Source organism: Bradyrhizobium sp. USDA 241 (genome assembly GCF_049739505.1).
GTDB classification, from domain to species: domain Bacteria; phylum Pseudomonadota; class Alphaproteobacteria; order Rhizobiales; family Xanthobacteraceae; genus Bradyrhizobium; species Bradyrhizobium liaoningense.
Window position 1 is genome coordinate 870,823 of record NZ_JBMGPZ010000005.1, and the last position, 19,121, is coordinate 889,943.

15 protein-coding genes and 2 pseudogenes are annotated in these 19,121 nt (G+C 65.4%); 6 read left to right on the forward strand and 11 right to left on the reverse strand.

What is annotated here, in order from left to right; genetic code table 11:
* Positions 1-35 precede the first annotated feature (35 nt).
* From ABIF91_RS26015 to ABIF91_RS26025, 3 genes are all read left to right on the forward strand, one after another.
* Entirely contained in the window at positions 36-620 is a 585-nt protein-coding gene (locus tag ABIF91_RS26015) for a biliverdin-producing heme oxygenase (RefSeq protein ID WP_028181252.1), read from the forward strand.
* Positions 617-3,163, forward strand: a complete 2,547-nt coding sequence (locus ABIF91_RS26020) for an HWE histidine kinase domain-containing protein (RefSeq protein WP_028181251.1) — start codon at positions 617-619, stop codon at positions 3,161-3,163. The genes ABIF91_RS26015 and ABIF91_RS26020 overlap by 4 nt, the downstream gene beginning before the upstream one ends.
* Before the next feature lie 259 nt (positions 3,164-3,422).
* A complete protein-coding gene (locus ABIF91_RS26025; RefSeq protein ID WP_028181250.1) occupies positions 3,423-5,432 on the forward strand; it encodes a methyl-accepting chemotaxis protein in 2,010 nt (669 codons plus the stop codon).
* Positions 5,433-5,486: 54 nt separating this feature from the next.
* Here the strand turns inward: ABIF91_RS26025 and ABIF91_RS26030 are convergent, their stop codons facing one another.
* The 3 genes from ABIF91_RS26030 to ABIF91_RS26040 all read right to left on the reverse strand — a co-directional run bounded on the left by ABIF91_RS26030 (position 5,487) and on the right by ABIF91_RS26040 (position 7,896).
* Positions 5,487-6,167 carry a glutathione S-transferase family protein gene (locus ABIF91_RS26030; protein ID WP_028181249.1) on the reverse strand — a complete coding sequence of 227 codons (681 nt, stop codon included), beginning with the start codon at positions 6,165-6,167 and terminating at the stop codon, positions 5,487-5,489.
* A 124-nt stretch (positions 6,168-6,291) separates the two neighbouring features.
* A complete protein-coding gene (locus tag ABIF91_RS26035) occupies positions 6,292-6,588 on the reverse strand; it encodes a hypothetical protein (protein WP_244430931.1) in 297 nt (98 codons plus the stop codon).
* 177 nt (positions 6,589-6,765) lie between these two features.
* Complete coding sequence (locus ABIF91_RS26040; RefSeq protein ID WP_028181247.1) at positions 6,766-7,896, reverse strand: site-specific DNA-methyltransferase; 1,131 nt, start codon at positions 7,894-7,896, stop codon at positions 6,766-6,768.
* 396 nt (positions 7,897-8,292) lie between these two features.
* Here ABIF91_RS26040 and ypfJ point away from each other — a divergent pair, with 396 nt between their 5' ends.
* Together ypfJ and moaB are read left to right on the forward strand one after the other, a co-directional pair.
* Positions 8,293-9,234, forward strand: coding sequence for a KPN_02809 family neutral zinc metallopeptidase (gene ypfJ, locus ABIF91_RS26045; protein ID WP_028181246.1), 942 nt, complete (start codon positions 8,293-8,295; stop codon positions 9,232-9,234).
* Positions 9,235-9,393: 159 nt separating this feature from the next.
* Positions 9,394-9,954 carry a molybdenum cofactor biosynthesis protein B gene (gene moaB, locus ABIF91_RS26050; protein WP_028181245.1) on the forward strand — a complete coding sequence of 187 codons (561 nt, stop codon included), beginning with the start codon at positions 9,394-9,396 and terminating at the stop codon, positions 9,952-9,954.
* Between the two features lie 79 nt (positions 9,955-10,033).
* Here the strand turns inward: moaB and ABIF91_RS26055 are convergent, their stop codons facing one another.
* The 5 genes and pseudogenes from ABIF91_RS26055 to ABIF91_RS26075 form a co-directional block, all read right to left on the reverse strand.
* Positions 10,034-10,855, reverse strand: a complete 822-nt coding sequence (locus ABIF91_RS26055) for a bifunctional helix-turn-helix transcriptional regulator/GNAT family N-acetyltransferase (protein ID WP_284282131.1) — start codon at positions 10,853-10,855, stop codon at positions 10,034-10,036.
* Positions 10,856-10,927: 72 nt separating this feature from the next.
* Complete coding sequence (gene istB, locus ABIF91_RS26060) at positions 10,928-11,689, reverse strand: IS21-like element ISFK1 family helper ATPase IstB (RefSeq protein WP_011090937.1); 762 nt, start codon at positions 11,687-11,689, stop codon at positions 10,928-10,930.
* Between the two features lie 18 nt (positions 11,690-11,707).
* Positions 11,708-13,249 (reverse strand): IS21-like element ISFK1 family transposase, encoded by a 1,542-nt coding sequence (istA, locus tag ABIF91_RS26065; protein WP_060907903.1) that lies wholly within the window; start codon positions 13,247-13,249, stop codon positions 11,708-11,710.
* 165 nt (positions 13,250-13,414) lie between these two features.
* Positions 13,415-13,591, reverse strand: a pseudogene (locus ABIF91_RS26070) (MarR family transcriptional regulator); the annotation flags it as partial.
* A gap of 63 nt (positions 13,592-13,654) precedes the next feature.
* On the reverse strand, positions 13,655-14,230 hold the full coding sequence (locus tag ABIF91_RS26075) for a glycosyltransferase (RefSeq protein ID WP_028180943.1): 576 nt from the start codon (positions 14,228-14,230) through the stop codon (positions 13,655-13,657).
* 322 nt (positions 14,231-14,552) lie between these two features.
* Between ABIF91_RS26075 and ABIF91_RS26080 the strand changes: the two are divergent.
* Positions 14,553-15,394 (forward strand): annotated as a pseudogene (locus tag ABIF91_RS26080) (RMD1 family protein).
* 98 nt (positions 15,395-15,492) lie between these two features.
* On the opposite strand, the gene ABIF91_RS26085 reads toward ABIF91_RS26080, so the two are convergent.
* Genes ABIF91_RS26085 through ABIF91_RS26095 form a run of 3 tightly spaced genes read right to left on the reverse strand, consistent with a single transcriptional unit; the run spans position 15,493 to position 19,038 of the window.
* Positions 15,493-17,100 carry a PEP/pyruvate-binding domain-containing protein gene (locus ABIF91_RS26085; protein ID WP_284282751.1) on the reverse strand — a complete coding sequence of 536 codons (1,608 nt, stop codon included), beginning with the start codon at positions 17,098-17,100 and terminating at the stop codon, positions 15,493-15,495.
* A gap of 10 nt (positions 17,101-17,110) precedes the next feature.
* Positions 17,111-18,628: a hypothetical protein gene (locus ABIF91_RS26090; protein WP_424579468.1), complete on the reverse strand. Its 1,518-nt coding sequence runs from the start codon at positions 18,626-18,628 to the stop codon at positions 17,111-17,113.
* Positions 18,607-19,038: a hypothetical protein gene (locus ABIF91_RS26095; RefSeq protein ID WP_424579469.1), complete on the reverse strand. Its 432-nt coding sequence runs from the start codon at positions 19,036-19,038 to the stop codon at positions 18,607-18,609. The genes ABIF91_RS26090 and ABIF91_RS26095 overlap by 22 nt, the downstream gene beginning before the upstream one ends.
* Positions 19,039-19,121: the final 83 nt, after the last annotated feature.

The window sequence follows — 19,121 nt, forward strand, 5'->3', positions numbered from 1 at the left end:
ATCGCGCCCCGGCAACCTGCATTTCCGGGAATTTCATGCTCGCTGGGGCTTCGCACGTTTCAACACAGGTGGGCCGCAGCTTCTCCGGACTCCGCGAACGACTGAAAGATGCGACCTCGGCTGCGCACCGCGTGCTCGACACCCAGCTTTCCGCATTCGATCTCGGCGGGCTGGCCGGCTATCGCCGCTTTCTTCAGGCCAGCGCCGGAGCTCTTCTTCCGCTCGAAGCCGCGCTCGTCGAGGCCGGCGTGGAGCGCATGTTTCCGGACTGGCCCGAACGGTCGCGCAGCGCTGCGATTGCGGTTGATCTCGGACGCCTCGGCACGCGCGCGGCGTCGACAGTGTCGGTGCCGCGGCTGACGCGCAGCGGGGTGCTGGGCACGATGTATGTGCTGGAGGGCTCGCGGCTCGGCGCGAAGTTCCTGTTGAAGACAGTCGCGGATGCGGGCGATCCGCGCATCAGTGAAGCCACCACATATCTCCGCCATGGCGCGGGCAAGCGGCTCTGGCAGAGTTTTCTGGTGAAGCTCGCAAGCGAAGAGCTAGGTGACGAGGACGAGATCATCGATTCCGCTCGCATTGCCTTCGCCGCATTCGAGCAGGCGGCGGACCGCGCATGAACGAGGCGGTCAATCTCACCAATTGCGACCGCGAGCCGATCCACATTCCCGGCAGCGTGCAGCCGTTTGGCTTCCTGCTGGCTGTGCTGTCGGATTTCACGGTCTGCATGGCGTCGGACAACGTAGGGAACTTCCTTGGGACGGATGTTGCCGACCTGCTCCAGCAGCCGCTGTCGAGCGTCGTCTCTGCGACGGCGGTCGAAACGATCCGCGGACGCGTTGATCATCTCGGCGGCCCGGATGCGACCGAACGCCTGTTCGGCGTGGAGCTGCAGCCAGGCAAGCCGCCCTTCGATCTTTCGATACATCTTTCCGGCGTCTATCTGATCATCGAGGCGGAGCCGAGCGCGCACGAGCCCGGCGTCAATTCGGGCGAACTCGTGCGCTTGATGCTCGAGAGGATACGCAAGACGCGCGGCATGGCTGATCTGGCGCGGGAGGCGGCGCGCCAGCTCAAGGTGCTGACCGGGTTCGACCGGGTCATGGTCTATCAGTTTCATCCGGACGGATCGGGCGAGGTGATCGCCGAGACCGCGGAGGCGCAACTGGAATCCTTCCTCGGCCTGCGTTATCCTGCATCGGACATTCCGAGGCAGGCGCGGGCCCTCTATCAGCGCAACTGGCTGCGCATCATCGCCGACGTCAATGCCGGGCCGGCCGCGCTGGTGTCGACGGCTACGCACAACGCAGGGCTGCTCGATCTTTCGATGAGCGTGTTACGCTCGGTCTCGCCGATCCACATCGAATATCTGCGCAACATGGGCGTTGCGGCCTCCATGTCGGTGTCGATCCTGCGCGACGGCAAGCTGTGGGGTCTGTTTGCCTGCCATCACTATTCGCCGCGGTATATTTCGTTCGACAGGCGCACCGCGTCCGAGCTGTTCGGGCAGATGTTCTCGTGGATCGTGGAGGGGCGCGAGCGCGAGCGCGATGTTGGCTACGAGGCCCGTGCTCACCAGATCCAGGAACGGCTGATCGAAACCGCCGCGTCGCACGAGCATAGCCGGCGAGCGATCGTCGATTTCGTCGGCGATTACCAGAAGATGATCGAATGCGACGGCGTCGCGGTTTGGTCCGACAACAAGATCACGCTCCAGGGCGAGACGCCCACCGAGGACGAGGTCAAGGACCTGGTGGCTTTCATCAACCGGACCTCGCCGGGCCGAATTTTCGCCAGCGGCCAGATCGCTCAGGTCTACGCCGCCGGCCAGGCCTTCCGTGACCGCGCGGCGGGCTTTCTCGCCATCCCGATCTCGCGCACTCCGCGCGATTGTCTGATCTTCTTCCGGCGCGAGGTCCTGCAGGCCGTAAAATGGGCCGGGGATCCCAACAAGGTGTACGACGAAGGTCCCAATGGTCCTCGACTGACGCCGCGCAAGAGCTTCGAGCTCTGGCAGGAGACGGTGGCGGGGCAGTCGAAGCCGTGGTCGGCGGCTGACATCCGCATCGCCGAGAGCCTGCGCGTCACGCTGCTCGAGGTGATCCTGCAACTGTCCGACCTCGCCGCACGCGAGCGCCGCGGGGCGCAGGAGCGGCAGGAATTGATGATCGCCGAGCTCAATCACCGCGTCCGCAACATCCTGAGCCTCGTGCGAGCCCTGGTGGCGCAGAGCAAAGACACCGCGACCAGCGTCGAGGAGTTCGCCGGCGTGCTCGGCGGCCGCATCCAGGCTCTGGCGCGGGCCCACGATCAGATCACAAACCTGAACTGGGCCCCGGTCGCGCTCCGCACCCTGGTCGAGTCCGAGGCCGGCGCCTATCTCGGCGCGCGCGCGGGACGGGTGAAGATGGGCGGTCCGGACGTCACACTGGATCCCAAGGCGTTCGCCACGCTGGCTCTGGTCGTGCACGAGATGATGACCAATTCCGCCAAATACGGCGCACTTGCCGATTCCACCGGCAGTGTCGAGGTGGTCTGGCGCCTCGATCCGTCCTCCAGCCTCGTCATCGAATGGAAGGAGAGCGGTGGTCCGCCGGTGCAGCCGCCGTCGCGGCGCGGCTTCGGCACGACGATCATCGAGCGATCGGTGCCGTTCGACCTCAAGGGCGATGCCGAGATCCGCTTCGACCTCCTGGGCGTGCAGGCAAAGTTCGTGATTCCCCCCAATTTCGTCGAATTGGTCCCGTCCATCGCAGGAGCCGCCATGCGCGTAGAGGAGCAGCAGTCCGCCCGACCCAGGATTTCCGACACGGCATTGATCGTCGAGGACAATCTGATCATCGCCATGGCGGCGGAGGTCATCCTGCTCGATCTCGGCGCCCGCCACGTCGACACTGCCGCAACCGTCGACCAGGCGCTGCGCTCGATCGAGCGCACACGGCCGAGCTTTGCCCTGCTCGATCTCAACCTCGGCAGCGAGAGCAGCATCAAGGTGGCTCAGAAGCTCAAGGAGATCGGGGTGCCCTTCATCTTCGCGACCGGCTATGGCGAGCGTGCGCCGATCCCCGGGCAACTGGCGTCGGCGCCGGTGGTCCAGAAGCCCTACACGCTGGAAGTGGTCGAGCATGCACTCGACAAATTGCAGAAGGCCGGCGCCTCGTGAGCGTTCGCATGCAGCGCTCTGCATGACGCTGCGCATTCGCGCGCGAACTTTGCATAGCTGCCGACAAAAACAGCAGATTTCGTGCCGGCCGATCTCGATCGCGCGAAAGATTTGAAGGTTCAATTAACGAGTGTCCTCCATTGTACCGCGGTGCAGCGTGGGTCGCGAGGATGCGACGCGCGGCTGCGGGGGTGGCCGGCGACGATCGCCGGAATTGCTCGGCCGCTCGAAGTGAAATGCATCTGGGTGGACAGTGGGAATGCCGAAATTTCGTTTGCGGATCAGGGGACGCCTGTACGCAGGCTTCATGGCCCTGGTGGCGGTCGGTCTCGTGATGGCGGTGGTTGCCGTCTGGAATTTGCGGGATGTGCAGGATCAGGTCGCAAGACAATCCGCCCTCTCGGACAGCACGGCGCGGGTGCTGGAAATATCGGCGCATCTCCAGGCGATCCAGCGGGCCAACCTGCGCTACGTCTACGATGCCAACGAGCCCGCGATGAAGGAAGCGGCGGAGCGGGAGACCGCGGCGACCGAGCTGCTGCGGGTCGGCGCGAAGGGGACGGCCTCCGAGGAGCGGCGAGCGCTCTACAACGGCCTCATCGACGACATCGCCAAAATGCGACGCCTGCGTGACAATCTCGGCGACGCCGTCAACGAGGCGAGAACGGGCAAGGCGACGCTGCTGCCGAGCGGGGAGGATCTGGCCGTCAAGACGGGCAAGCTCGTCGACGTGGCGCGCGCCGCTGTCGACGAAGACACCGCGGCCCTCGTCGCCGATCTCGAATCGCGAATCCTGCTCGTGAGGATCGCAAACTGGCGGTTTCTGGCCCTTCGCGATACGCAGGGCCCTACGACCTTCAGGGCGAGCGTCGACAGGGCAGCGCAACGGCTTGCGGCACTCGAAAAGAGCCCGCAGGCGACGGAGTTGCGAGCCACGCTGGCGCCGGTGAAGACCTCGCTCGGAATCTACAAATCGGCGTTCGAGACGACCTCCGCAGCGATGCTTCAGGCCGACGAAATCTACCATAAGAACCTCGCGCCTCTCATCGTCGACAGCATCGGCAAGCTCAAGGTTGTGGAAACGACCCTGAAAAAGGACTACCAGGACTCGCGCAGCAATGCCGAGGCTGTGATCGCCGGCACGACGACCGTTCAGGAGGTCGCCGGCGGCCTCGCCATTTTGTTCGGCGGCATCGTCGCCTTCCTGATCGCCCGCAGCATCGTCGGTCCCCTGACCTCGATGACAGGCGCGATGGGGCGGCTTGCCGGCGGCAATCTCGATGTCGAGATTCCCGGCCGCGGCAGGGCCGACGAGATCGGCGACATGGCCAAGGCGATCCAGGTGTTCAAGGACAACATGATCGAGACCGAGCGCATGCGCTCCGAGCAGGCCGAGCTCGAGGCGCGGCAGGCCGAGAACCGCAAGAAAGACATGGCCAGGCTTGCCGATCAGTTCGAGCAGGCGGTCGGTGAGATCGTCAACACGGTGTCGTCGGCGTCGAGCGAGCTCGAAGCCTCCGCAGGTACTCTGACCACCACCGCGGCGTGCGCCCAGGACCTGTCGACGGAGGTCGCCAGCGCCTCGCAGGAGGCCTCGGCCAATGTGCAGGCGGTCGCCTCGGCGACCGAGGAACTCTCCTCCTCGGTCTCCGAGATTGCCCGCCAGGTGCAGGAATCCGCCCGCATCGCCACCGAGGCCGTCGGTCAGGCGAGCCGGACCAACGAGCGCGTTGGCGCGCTCTCGAAGGCCGCCGCGCGGATCGGTGACGTGGTCGAGCTGATCAGCACCATCGCCGGCCAGACCAACCTGCTGGCGCTGAACGCCACCATCGAGGCGGCACGTGCGGGCGAAGCCGGCCGCGGCTTTGCGGTGGTCGCCTCCGAGGTCAAGGCGCTGGCCGAGCAGACTGCGAAGGCCACCGGCGAGATCGCCCAGCAGGTCTCCGGCATACAGGCCGCGACGGAGGAGTCGGTCGGCTCGATCAAGGAGATCAGCGGCACCATCGAGCGGCTGTCGGAGATTTCGTCGACGGTCGCCGCCGCCGTGGAGCAGCAGGGCGCTGCGACGCAGGAGATCTCGCGCAACGTCCAGCAGGCGGCCCACGGCACCCAGCTGGTGTCGTCCAACATCGGCGACGTGCAGCGCGGCGCTTCCGAGACCGGCTCGGCGTCCTCGCAGGTGCTGTCGGCGGCACGCTCGCTCTCGGCCGACAGCAACCGCCTCAAGCTCGAAGTGGCCAAGTTCCTGAGCTCGGTCCACGCCGCCTGAAATCTCAAACGCAAAAGGCCACGCGCATGCGCGTGGCCTCGAAGAGCGGCGCGATCAGGCCACCTTGGTCGTCATGTGCTTGAACATGTTGCTGCGCGCCTCGTCGTCCATCTCGGCCTTGAAGGTGAACTTGTCCTTCAGGGCGATGGCGCGCGCCGCCGCGGGGCGCGCCGAGATCTCGTCGACGAGCCGCTTCACGTTCGGGTATCGCGCAAAGGCGTCATCGCCGAGCTTGAACGGCACCATCCGCGCCCAGCCCCACAGTGCCATGTCGACGATCGAATAGCTGTCGCCGACCATGTAGTGGCGGCCCTGGAGGTGACCGTCGAGAATCCTGTAGTGGCGATCGGTCTCGTACTGGTAGCGATTATGAGCGTAGTCGTGATTCTGGTCCTTCGGCGCGAAATGCTTGAAGTGGACGGCCTGACCCGAATACGGCCCGACGCCGGTCGCCACGAACATCAGCCAGGACAGCAATTCGGCGCGGTTCGAAGGCAGGAATTTGCCGGTCTTCTCGGCGAGATAGAGCAGGATGGCGTTCGAGTCGAACACGATGGTGCCGTTGTCGTCGATGGCCGGCACCTTGCCGTTCGGATTGATCTTGAGAAATTCGGGCGCGAACTGCTCGCCCTTGCGGGTGTCGATCTTGACCGGCTCGAAGGCCAGTCCGGACTCCTCCAGAAACAGCGCGACCTTGGTCGGATTCGGCGATCCGTTGAAATAGAATTTGAGCATCGAGCATCTCCTCGGTGTCTGTTGCGCGCGGACGCGGCGTGGTTAGGCAGACCTTGTCTTGCCTGAACCCGTTGGGGGAGAGCAACCGGCGAGTTTGCCGGGCGGTGTCTGCGCGGTGCGCAGGTCAAGCGGCGCAACAAAGGCCGATTGCCGCCGTAATCACCATGGCCGCGCCCACGGCCTCCAGCCGCAGCCCGAGCCGCGCGGCCAGATGCATGTCGGAGGCCCGCGCCGCGCGCTCCGGTCCGCGCGCGTAGCCGTGGACGATGACGTCGTGGTTGAAATTGTCGTGCGCCTCGTTGCTGCTGGCGAGCCCGACGCAAATCACGAGCATGCCGAACAGCGCGAGCCCGAAAAATCCCAACAGCGCGATCAGGAACATCGGAAACATGCCGGCCAGGAAGATCGGCAGCAGCGGCACCAGCAGCAATGTCTCGGAATGTCGTCGCATGGAGCCCAACCGGTCAGGACGGGGCTGATCTGGCCAATCTAGTCCTGGCGACGGCGGCATTCAAGCCGCCGTAGGTGGGCAAAGGCGCGAGGCGCCATGCCCACCACCACTGCATCGATCCGGATCGATGGGGATGGCGGGAAGTGGCTACTCCGCCGCCATGCCGGCGCGGATCTCGGCGCGCAGCTCGTCGATCAGCTTGAGACCCTTCTTGGTCTCGATATGCCAGAAGGTCCAGCCGTTGCAGGCCTGCGCGCCTTGCGCCACGGCGCCGATGCGGTGGATCGAGCCGACCTTGTCGCCCAGCATGATGGCGCCGTCGGCACGGACCAGCGCGCCCAGTTTCTTCTTGGCGTCGAACAGTTTCGTGCCGGGCATGATCATGCCGCGCTCGATCAGCTCGGCGAACGCCACCCGCGGCGCTTCGCGCGCGGTCATGAACGGGGCGAGGCTCTCTTCCGGCAGCGGCTCGACCGCGGCGATGCGCGCCTCGGCCGCCCTGGCGTAGGTCTTGTCGCGCTCGAAGCCGATATAGGAACGGCCGAGGCGCTTGGCGACCGCGCCGGTGGTGCCGGTGCCGTTGAAGGGATCGATCACGAGATCGCCGGGCCTGGATGACGACAGCAGCACGCGCGCGAGCAGGCCTTCCGGCTTCTGCGTCGGATGCACTTTCTTGCCGTCGGCGCCCTTGAGGCGCTCTTCGCCGGTGCAGAGCGGGATCAGCCAGTCGGACCGCGCCTGCACGTCCTCGTTGGCGGCCTTCAGCGCCTCGTAGTTGAACGTGTAGCCCTTGGCCTTCTCGTCGCGCGCGGCCCAGATCATGGTCTCGTGCGCATTGGTGAAGCGGCGGCCGCGAAAATTCGGCATCGGGTTGGTCTTGCGCCAGACGATGTCGTTCAGGAGCCAGAAGCCGAGGTCCTGCATGATCGCGCCGACGCGGAAGATGTTGTGATAGGAGCCGATCACCCAGATCGTCGCCGATGGCTTCATCGCGCGGCGGGCGGCAAGCAGCCAGGCGCGGGTGAAATCGTCATAGGCGGAGAACGAATCGAACTTGTCCCAGTCGTCGTTGACGGCATCGACATGGGATTCGTCGGGGCGCTTGAGATCGCCCTTGAGCTGGAGATTGTAGGGCGGGTCGGCGAACACCAGGTCGACCGAACCAGCCTGAAGCTTCGACATCTCGGCGACGCAATCGCCGAGAATGATGCGATGCGAAGGAGACTCGAAATTTGTGCGGGGCGCCCTTGCAGACGCCCCGCGACGCGACTCTACCATGACTCAAGAACTCTGACTCAGGCGACGCTGTCGGCGACGCGGGACCAAACAACCGACTGGCCGTTACATTGAAGGGGCAAAGTAAAAAACGACTTAACCCGCCGCTTTCGTGAGCAGCCCTCGCCCTGCCGGTTGTGCGAACGTTGTTGTGCGCATTCGCCGTGTTTTGCAGTGTATTTCGCGTTTGCTCGGCTCGCTGCAGCAATCATGGCCGCAAGAAGGCCGCAAATTTCTCTCGGAAAAAATTGCTGGCATCGACATGCTGCCGCACTAGGCAATTTTTGCCGGCCACGATATTGATAAAAGCAACGGAAATTTTACCTGTGTGGCGCGTTGAGCTTTTCGCATACTTGTGCGCCGTCGAAACTGAATCAGGACCCCCGAGGGAAAGCCGCCATGCGTTACGATGACTTCCGCCGCAGCGACGACATCGAGGATCGTCGCGACGAAGGTGGTGGCTTTGGCGGCGGCGGAGGAGGCGGGTTCGGCCTGCCGATGGGCGGCGGCGGGCTCGGCATCGGTACCATCATTATCCTCGGCCTGGTCGGTTACGCCTTTGGCATCGATCCACGCATCCTGATCGGCGGCGCCGAGATTCTGACCGGCGGCGGCCAAGCGCCGACCTACCAGACCGATCGCCAGGCGTCCTCGGGCAAGCGCGGCGCGCCGACCGACGAGATGGGCAGCATGATCTCCGGCATTCTCGGCGAGATCGATGATCGCTGGAGCGAGATCTTCCAGGCGAACGGCCAGTCCTACACGGGTCCGAAGATCGTGCTGTTCCGCAACGCCACCAATGGCGGCCGCTGCGGCATGGCGCAGTCGGCGATGGGGCCGTTCTATTGTCCGCCCGACCGCACCATCTACCTCGACACTGGCTTCTTCCGCGAGGTCGAGACGCGCTTTCGCGGCTGCTCCGGCAAGTCGGCGTGCAATTTCACCACCGCCTACATCATTGCGCATGAAGCCGGTCATCACATCCAGAACCTGCTCGGCATCATTCCGCGCGTGACGCGGCTGCAGCAGCAGGTCGGCTCGAAGGCCGAGGCGAATGCGCTCCAGGTGAAGGTGGAGTTGCAGGCCGACTGCCTGTCCGGCGTCTGGGTCAACCGCGAGGCGAAGAAGCGTCCGAACTTCCTCGAGCCCGGCGACATCGAGGCTGCGCTGACCACGGCGAGCGCGATCGGCGACGACACGCTGCAGCGCAAGTCGACCGGCCGCGTCGTGCCGGATTCCTTCACCCACGGCTCGGCGGCGCAACGCAAGCAATGGTTCATGACCGGCTACCAGCAGGGCACGGTCCAGGCCTGCAACACGTTCGGCGCGGGGGCGTTGTAAGGAAGGCTCGTGCCCCGGACGCAGCGCAGCGCTTCCTGAGCGGTGCGCTGCAGAGCCGGGGCCCACAATGCCGGTCTCACAAATCTCTCAAGTGTGGGTCCCGGCTCTGCGGCGCGGCGCTGATGCGCCGCACCTTGTCCGGGACACGAAAGACGCAACATGGCCATCGACGAATCCAAACAATTCATTCCGCTCAACATCGCGGTGCTCACCGTGTCCGACACGCGCGCGCTTGCGGACGACAAGTCCGGCCAGACCCTGGTCGATCGTCTCACCGCTGCGGGCCATCATCTCGCCGCGCGCGAGATCGTCACCGACGATGTCGAGGCGATCCGCGCCGTGATCCGCCGCTGGATTGCAGATGGCGGCGTCGACGTCGTCATCACCACCGGCGGCACCGGCTTCACCGGGCGCGACGTCACGCCGGAGGCGATCGAGCCGCTGTTCGAGAAGCGAATGGACGGTTTCTCGATCGCGTTCCACATGCTGAGCCATGCCAAGATCGGCACATCGACGATCCAGAGCCGCGCCACCGCTGGCGTCGCCGGCGCGACCTACATCTTCTGTCTCCCCGGTTCACCGGGGGCCTGCCGCGATGCCTGGGACGGCATCCTCGCAGCCCAGCTCGACTACCGCACGCGCCCCTGCAATTTCGTCGAGATCATGCCGCGGCTGGACGAGCACCTACGCCGGCCGAAGGCGCAAGGCGCGACGGTGTAGGCGCGTGGTGCGGATGATGTCCAGTTGATCGAGGAGGGGCGAGGGCACATTTATGCGCACCTCGCTCGCTGCAAGAGCGTTAGAGATCCCGTTCCCAGGTCTCCCCAACAAGATCCTGCCCGAAGCTGCGATGCGGCTCGGTGGCGACGAGCCTGAAACCTGCGCTTTGATAGATGCCGCGTGCGGCAACCAGGATGCTCTGCGTCCACAGCGTCATCTTGCTGTAGCCCCGCTCGCGGGCGCCCTTGATACATTGCTCGACCAGCGCACGGCCGACGCCGAGGCCTCGCGCTTTCTTCTCCACCTGCAACAGGCGGAGTTTTGCGGTCTCGTCCGTGGCCTTGACCAGGAACACCGAGCCGACCGGCTCGCCGCCGACCTCGGCGATCCAGCAGTGCTCGCGCGCGGCGTCGTAATTCCTGATGAACTGCGCGCAGATCTCGGCGACCAGCGCCTCGTAGCTGATGTCCCAATTGTAGTCCGCGGCGTAGGCGGCAGCCTGCCGGGAGACGACCCAGCCCATGTCGCCGACGCGATGGCTGCGCAGCATGAAAGCCGTGGGCGGGCTTCGGCGTTGCTCCAGCACGGCCTCGATGGTCGCCATGGCCTGCGTGAGCCGCGTCGCATCGCCGGGCGAGAGCTGAGCCAGCATCGCGGCAACCTCGTTTTGCGAGCTCAGGTTCAGCTTGGCGAAAGCCTGGCGGCCCTTGGCGGTCAGGCTGAGCTGGTATTGCCTGCGGTCCGCGGGCAGGGACTTTCGCGTGATCAGCCCCTTCTCGTCGAAGCTCTGGACGATGCGGCTGAGATAGCCGGGATCGAGACCGAGCTCGTTTCCGATCTCTTTTGCGGCAAGGTCGTCGCGATGGGCGAGCTCGTTGCGGATTTCACGGATCGTGAGCATCGATTTCGCGCGATCGTGAGCACTGAATTCAGACGATCGTGAGCAGCCCGCTACGGCCGATGGGAGATAGAGTCAGTGTTCTGGTTGGCCGTCAAGGGTGATGGTTTTGGCGCTGCGTTTTCGCATGCTTTCTCCGGTGAGCTGGAGGCGGTGGGCGTTGTGGACGAGGCGATCGAGAATGGCGTCGGCGACCGTGGGGTCCCCAATGGCTCCATGCCAGGTGTCCACGGGGAGCTGACTTGTGACGATGGTGGATGCGCGGCCATGGCGGTCCTCGAGGATTTCGAGCAGATCGCGGCGTTCCGCGGCGGTGAGCACCGATAGTCCCCAATCATCCAAAATCAGAAGCTGAGCGCGGCCGAGGCTTTTGAGGAGCCGGGCGTAACGTCCGTCTCCGCGCGCGAGCGCGAGCGCCTCGAACAGCCTTGGAACGCGATGATAGAGGACTGATCGGTTGTCGCGGCAGGCCTTGTGGCCGAGCGCGCAGGCTAACCAACTTTTGCCCAGGCCGGTTGCCCCGGTGACGAGCAAATTCTCGTGGCGATCGATCCAGCGACCTTCGACGAGTTTGGCGAAAACGGCGCGGTCGATGCCCCGCGGGGTGCGCAGATCGACGTCCTCGACGCAAGCAGTCTGGCGCAGTGCGGCGATCTTGAGGCGCGTGGTGAGCCGCCTGGTGTCGCGTTCGGCGGCTTCGCGGTCGACCAACAGGCCGATGCGATCTTCGAACGGCAGGGCTTCGAGATCGGGCGATCGGCGCTGCTCCTCGAAGGCCTTGGCCATTCCGGTCAGGCCAAGCTCGATCAGCCGTTCGTGGGTTGGGTGGTTAAGCATGCCGGGTCTCTCCTTGCTTCAGTGGAAGTAGTCGCGTCCGCGGATGTTGCCGTGGCGCAGGGGCTGGTGCTCGAAAGATTCGTCGAAGAACGTGCGATCGAGGCCGTTCTGGAGGATCGATCTAATCGAGGCGACGGAGCGCGCCTTGATGAGGATGCCCCTCCGGCAGGCTGCGTCGAGGCGTTCGGCGCCGTAGCTTTTGACGAGCGCCAGAATGCCAAGGCAGGTTCGAAAGCCTTGTTCTGGATGGGGGCGGGCGTCGATCACGGCCTGGAAAAACGCTGCTGTCGAAGGACCGATCCGCTCGCCGGCGGCGATCACCGCGGCGGGGGTCCATTTGCCGTAGCGGCGATGGGCGCTGGGCATGTGGTCGGCGATGGTGGTGTGTCCGCGTCGGTTGGGCGCGCGGGCATGGCTGGCGATCCGCTGGCCCTTGTGGAAGATCTCGACCGTCCGATCGTCGATACGGGCATCGACCAGCTCGCCAATCAGACGATACGGCGCGGAGTACCAATGGCCGTCGACCTCGACATGATAATCGGGAGCGAGGCGGCAGCGCTTCCAGCGTGCGAAGGCATAAGGCTGATCTGGCAGCGGGGTTAGCTTGGGTTTGTCGAGTTCGGCAAACAGTTCGGCGCGGCTTGAGCCGAAGCCACGCATTTGACGAGCATTGAGTTCGTCGACGAGTGTCTTGATGGCGGCGTTGAGCTCGGCCCGGGAAAAGAAGCGCTGATTGCGCAGCCGGGCCAGAATCCAGCGCTGGGCGATTTGCACCGCGACCTCGACCTTCGCCTTGTCTTTTGGGCGCCGCGGCCGTGCGGCGAGAATGGCCGTGCCGTAATGGCTCGCCATCTCGGCATAAGTGCGATTGAGGCCGGGATCGTAGCGGTCGGGGTTGCTGACGGCGGCTTTGAGGTTGTCGCAGACCACGAACGTCGGCGTTCCGCTCAAAAACGTGAACAAGTTGACGTGGGCCCGGATCCAGTCGGCCAAGCTCTCGCTGGGGCAGGCCTCGGCGTAGGTGTAGTTCGAAGCGCCCATCGCCGCGACGAACAGCTTCATCGGCTGCACTTCCCCGGTCAGGGGATCGACGATGTCGATGGTGTCGCCGGCGAAATCCACGAACACCTTCTCGCCGCCCAGATGAATCTGCCGCATCGAAGGTCGGACCCGCCCCTTCCAGGCCTCGTAGGTAGTGCAGAACCACGTGTACCCGAAACCGTCGGGATTAACGGCGCGATACTCCTCCCAGAGCAGGCGACGGGTTACGTTGCGCCGGCGGAGCTCTTTATCGATGTAGCTCCAGTCGGGCACCGGCCGCTGCGGGCTCTGAGACGCTGGTCGTGGGGCCGGGAAAAGCAAAAGCTCCAGGTCTTCATCGGTCATTCCCTCCGGAAGCGGCCAGCTCAACCCAGCAGAGCGGGCGCGGCTCAGGTAGCTGTGCACAACGCCGTTGCTGACGCCCACGCTCCGCGCGATGGCCCGCTCTGGCAGGCCTTGAAAATGTTTTAACCGAAGGACTTCCTTGATCCGGCGCATCGACAATCTCTGGGTAGGCATTGGACTTCCTCGTTAACCACGAGGTCATCCTAAGCCGGTTGAGTTGTCGGCCGAAGCGCTGCAAGGCTCCGAAAGCCTTGCTCACGATCCCGCGAAATCGTTGCTCACGATCATCTGAAATCTCTGCTCACGATCCCCTGAAATCCGCGCTCACGATCCCGCGAAACGCGCAAGCTCGTAGAGCACCCGCGCCTCGCTGAGCGAGAACGGACTCTTGCCGAGGTGCTGGTCGAGCACACCGAGCTTGCGGGTGTAGAAGCGGTTGAAGGCGCGAACCGCCGCGACGTGGTCATCGTCGGCCTGTTCGGCCACGGCGCTCGACGACGAAGCTTTCGATAGCATGGGATCACCTCGATAGTTGCCATTGTCAATTAATTGTTTGACGCTGGCAAGTATCTGGGCGTCTCAACCGACCATGACGATCCGGCTGCGGAGCATGGTCCGGGACGACCGGCCGAGCCGCCGGAGCAGCCGCGCCTCGGAATGGCGGGCCTGGGGCGGGTAGCCGCCGATCCGGTCGTAATGATCACGCGCAATCAGGAGCCCCTGATCGCCGAGCGGACCCACGAGCTTGCGCGCCACGGCCCAGGCGACGTCGCGGAATGCGGTATTTACGTAAGGAGAGCGCGCGTAGCGGAACACCGCCGCGCGATCCCGGCCACTGCTGGCGACCGCCTGGATGAACTGGGTGGTTTCCTCGATCCAGCCGGTTTCCAGCACGGCGCCTGCGGGCAGGAACATCAGCCAGGGCGATCGGGCCTGGAGCGCGCCGGCGGCGAGCGCGGCGCCTTGCGAGTGTCCCTCGAACGCGATGAAGCGGCAGCCTGCGACGTCGGCAACGCGCTCGATGACGCCGTTGCGGGTGCCGTCGACGAGAATGACTTCCCGGATGACGCCGGCCGCGGCGCCGGGGACCAGCGCGGCCAGGGTTGCGACTGCCGTCTGCTCGACGCCTTCGGTTGGAATGATGACGCTCAGCATGGTCGAGGCTTCAATGTCCGCACTTCGGGAGAAGCGTAGCGCTGCATGTCGTTGTCATAAACCCGTAGCGTGACCGAGTGCAACTTTCCCGCGGTGCCACGGCGTGCGATGGTAAACCGCAGCCGGTCAGTGCAGCCTAATGTGTCCTGCGCGGCCGGTAATATTGCCGAATCTTTCGGCACAAGCCCCACTCGACGGCATTAATCCGGGGCTTCATGGCGACACCTCGCTGCGCCGGCACTCGGTCGCGCGCAGCTGAGGATGCACTTTGCAGGAAAGGTCGAATGAAGATGTGTGATCTTGCGCGCGGGAGAGGCCTCCTATGAACGCCGATCAACTCGCCGTCGGCGCGGTGCCGCTCTCGCCGAAGCAGGAGGCTGCGCCGACCTTGCGGATCCGGGCGCTGATGCTGGGCGACCGCATCAATGCTTCCGGCCTCGAAATCGGAACGCTGGTGTCCTCAGCCCCGGCCGCCTTCCGCGTCCATGCCGGACTTGCCGTGATCTTCCGCTACGGCGTCGTCGTGCTGATCGGGCTGCTTCCGTCGGAGGAGAAGGTTCCCATCGACAACCTGAAGTCACGTGTCACCGGAGAGCTCAGCCCCTACGAGGAGGAGATCGCGCACGCGCAGCTCTGCCACGACGAAGCCGCAGAGGCGATCCAGCCGGGCGGGCCGATCTGCCTTGCCAAATTCTCCGACGACCGGCTGCTGGTGGTTGCGGATGCGCTCGCCAAGAGCACGTCGCTGGCGCGCGACGAGCGCCGCGTTGCCGCGGTATCGACGTGATCGAGCCGTTTGCACGGGATCTCGCCGAACACGGCCGCACGCCGCAGCGGCGCAAGGGCATTCTGCAACTGATCGGCAATGCGCTGCTGGTGCAGCAGCGTGTCGCCGGCCGCGTCGCGATCGCCGAGAAGCCCGACGTGCTGTGGGAGAAGCCCGAGCTCGATCGGCTCTATTCGCGTCTGGAGGACGAGTACGAGCTGAAGGAGCGCCTCGACACGCTCGAGCGCAAGCTTGCCGCGGTGTCGGAGACTGCCAACGCGTTGACAGACATCATCGACACCCAGCGCTCGCTCCGCCTGGAGATCGCCGTCGTGGTGCTGATCCTGATCGAGGTCGCGATGGGGAGTTTTCAACTCCTGGCCGGCCGCGGTCACTAAAGCATGATCCGGAAAAGTGCGAAGCGGTTTTCCGGAAAGATCATGCGTAACCAAAAGACCTGGAGCGCAACGACGATTCATCCGAATCTCATGGCGCTTCAAGGCGCGGCGGCGTGCCTGTCGTGTTGGCTGGATTGCGCCTGCCACGCCGCGATCTCGGCGAGCTCCGCTTCGGGCCGTGTCCGGATCGTCTCGCAGCGTCCGAGATAGAGCTCCCCGGCATCGCCCTCGATCGTCATCCACTCGCCTTCGGCAAGTGTGAGATTGCCGAGCTGGGCCTGCTTCGCGGCAGGATCGATCTTCAACTCGCGGCAGCCGACCACGCAGGGCTTGCCCATCTGGCGTGCCACCAGGGCCGCGTGCGAGGTGCGGGCGCCGACCGACGTGACGATGCCGGCAGCCAGCGCGAAGCCCGCGACATCGGCGGTGCTGGTGTCGGGGCGCATCAGGATGACTGGCTCGCCTGCCGCCGAGAGGCGCTGGGCGCTTTCGGACGAGAACGCCGCCCGCCCGATCCCGATGCCGCCGGAGGCGCCGATGCCGGTCGTCGCGGGCCTGCCGGAGGAAACCAGCCTGGTTTCGGTGAGCGAGGCGAGGTCGATCTCCGCAATCCGCTCCAAGGCCTCGTCCTTCGAAATCAGGCCTTCATGCACCAGGTCGATCGCGATCCTGGCGGCGGCCCGCGGCGTGCGCTTGGCGGTGCGGGTCTGGAGGATCCAGAGTCGGCCGTTCTCGACCGTGAACTCGACGTCCTGGACGTCGGCGAACGCGTGCTCGAGTCGCCTCAGGATATCGCCGAGTTCCGATTCGAGCTTCGGCAGCTCGCGGGCGATCGCCTCGGCCGTGTCAGGTGTGCGTCTTCCGGAAACCACGTCTTCGCCCTGCGCATCGAGTACGAGGTCGATCATCGGGCGCCGCGCGCCCGTCGACGGATCGCGCGAAAATGCCACGCCCGCGCCGGAGGCAAGACCGCCATTGCCGAAGACCATTGCCTGCACGGTCACGGCGGTACCCTCGAGCGCTTCGAGGTGCTGGAGGCTTCGATAAGTCAGCGCTCGCTCGCTCATCCAGGAGCGATAGACCGCCTGAGCCGCCGCCTCCAGCTGCGCGATGGCGTCCTCCAGCGGAGCATCGGCGCGATCCTCGACCAGCGCCTGCTCGCGGCTGGCGAGCCGCTCGAGCGCTTCGCTGTCGAGCTCTCGGTCGCTGCCGGCGTCTTCGGCTGCGACGAGTTCCGAGATGCAGGCGGCAAAGGCGGCCGGGTCGAGCTCGAGCACGGTCTCGCCAAAGCTCTCCAGGAAACGGCGGCGGCAATCCCAGGCGAGCCGCGGCCGGCCGGTCGCACGGATCAGGCCGTGCACGGCATCGGGCGTGCAGCCGACGTTGAGAACGGTGTCGAGCATGCCCGGCATCGATCGCGCCGCCCCCGAGCGCACCGACACCAGGAGCGGCTGCCGGCGGTCCCCGAAGCGCTTTTCGGTGGCGCTTTCCAGGAACGAGATTCCCTCCTTCAAGCCATCGCGCAGGTGTCGCGTGGCCTGCGCTTGGCCGGCAATGATGTCGGCGCAGAGCCTGACCGGGAGCACGAAGGCAGGCGGCACCGGCAGGCCCAGCGCCGCCATGCGGGCGAGATTGGCGGCCTTGGCGCCGATCTCTTCGGCGGGCCGCAATTCGGCGGCTTCAGCACCGATACGGACGATATGCATGGTGGCTTCCTCAAGCTGCGAGATCGATCATGATGTGTCGGCGGAGCAGATGGCCGAATGCGGCGAAGCGGTCGGTGGCACGCTCGACGGCGCGGGCGAGCTCGATCACCGACAGCGAGGTCGCGACGTCGAAGCCGCCGCGGAAGACCAGTGCTGTGATCGCGCGTTCGCGGCTGTCGGCGGCGTGTTCGGCGTCGATCAGGCGGATCACGGCGGAGAGCGCGTCCTCGGAATCGGCACGCCGTCCTTCCGGCACGTCGATCGCTGCGGCGACGCCGCTCGCGGCCACTTCGGTCGCGGTCTCTGCCACGGTGCAAAGCTCGGCCAGCGATGCCAGCAGGGATGGATCGGTCCTTTCCGGCATCAGCGCGGCGATGAATGCGGCCTGCTCCAGCTCGTCGACCGCTTCCTCGGCGCGATCGATCAATTGGCCGATCAACGGGCGGGCGTTGAGACGATCGACCTCGTTGCGGCTCTCGATCGCGATTCTGTCGGCCTTCTGCTCGATCGCGCCACAGCGTTGCGTCAGCAGCTTGCCGTCGGCGGGCTGGTCCGCGCGGAGCGCGGCGACATGGCGCGAGATGGCCGCGACGAGATCGTGGGCGAGGCCGATCTGACGCAGCACGGCTGCGAGCAGAGCCCCGTCGACGCGATCGAGGTGCCGCATCAGGTCGGCTTCGATCTGGTCGCGCACCGTCCTGACCGAGCGGCCCGCAAGCAGTGCCTCGGTGGAGGCCCGCAGAGATGCCTTCAGAAAATCGATTGCAGCGTTGCGGCCGAGCGCCTGGTCGAGCCGCTCGCCGAAGCCGATCCGGGTGGGGGCGGCGTTCCGGACTGCGGAGCCCAGCAGATCGTTGCCCCCGAGCTCGAGGAAGCCGCGATGGCCGATCCGCTGACGCGCAGCCCATTCGAGGATGCGTGCCGCGTCCTCCTTGGCGACCCAGGTCCTGAGCAGCTTGCGCGCTTTGTTCCAGTCGATCAGAAAGACCAGTGCGGCACCGAGCGCGGCGAGGAATTCGTTGCGATCGGCGGCGTGGTCGGCCTGAAACTGACCGGTGACGAGATAGAATGAGTTGTCCTCGCCGAGGCCGGCTGCGGTGTGACGATCGAGCCCGCTCCAGGTTGCCTCGAATTCGTCGAACAGCGAGATGAAGAATTTCGCCCGCGCCAGATGCACGTCGGTGTAGGTGACGGTGACCGCGTTCTTCTTCACCGCGATCACGACGACGTGGGCGTCCGTGGTGCCGATGTCGTTCTGGATCAGCAGCCGGCCGCCGGCGCGTGTCGCCATGGTGTCGAGGCCTGGATGGTTGAACTTGAGACCCCGCGTCGCGTTCAGGCCCTTCATGAAGGCCGCGACGGCCGGCCGGTCCTCGCTGTGCAGGCCGAAGACATGGGCGCCTTCGAGCGCTTCTTCCGAGCAGCTCGCCGCAAGCCTGTTGAGCTGCTTGTGCAGATCCATGACGAGGCGATGCAGGCTGTCGCTGCCTGCGTCAGCCACGCCGGTCAGGCGCGAGATGCGGGACATCTCGATCTCGCCGGTGGCATCGAGCAGGCCGGCCGTGCGGTCGCGTCGAGCCGTGCCTGCGCCCTTTCGCCTTCGCTCACCGCGCCGGCGCCGACGGCGCGGATCATGGTCGCTGCATCGTCCGCAATCTCCTGCATCAGCTTCGCAAGATCGGGGGCCGCGAGCCGGCCCTGTCCGATCAGACGGGCGCCACCGATCAGCGCCGCGATCCCCGCGGGGGCGATGCCTGCAGTCTGACTTTCGACGGCGAGGTCATTCGCAGGCCGGTCAGGCTCCTGCGCATGCCGGGCCGCCGCCTGCAACGCGCTCATCCGCACCTTGATACGGTCGTTGGCGGCGAGCCCTTCCGCCACCAGCGCGGGCAACAGGATGCTGCCTTGTCCGAGCTCTTCGATGATCTGGGTTTTCATGATCGGTCCGCAACCAGGATTGATGCGGTATCTGTGCCGCGAAACCGCGGCGACAGCATTGCGGCAGATCATTCATAAATGTG